Annotated in this window: 1 protein-coding gene; it reads right to left on the reverse strand. The window is 41.1% G+C overall.

Features of this window, described 5'->3' with window-relative positions; all coding sequences use genetic code 11:
* Positions 1–302, reverse strand: a 302-nt coding sequence (locus tag ACG9ZB_RS17005; RefSeq protein ID WP_419326823.1) for an AAA family ATPase, incomplete at both ends; no start/stop codon positions are given.

Here is a 302-nt window from a genome sequence, read left to right on the forward strand (position 1 = left end):
GCTTGACCTCCTGCACCAATCAAAGTGTGAGCTTCATCAATAAATAAAATTATAGGATGCGTGGCAGACTGAACTTCTTGAATCACTTTTTTCAAGCGATTTTCAAATTCACCTTTTACTCTGGCACCTGCTTGTAATAGCCCCATATCAAGCGTATGCAGCTGAACATTTTTTAAAGCATCAGGCACTTGGTTGTTCACAATTTTTAATGAAAAGCCTTCAACGACAGCCGTTTTTCCTACACCCGGTTCACCAGTTAAAATGGGGTTATTTTGGCGTCGACGCATCAGGATATCGAGCAT

This window comes from Acinetobacter johnsonii (genome assembly GCF_048551975.1).
Classification (GTDB): Bacteria; Pseudomonadota; Gammaproteobacteria; order Pseudomonadales; family Moraxellaceae; genus Acinetobacter; species Acinetobacter johnsonii_A.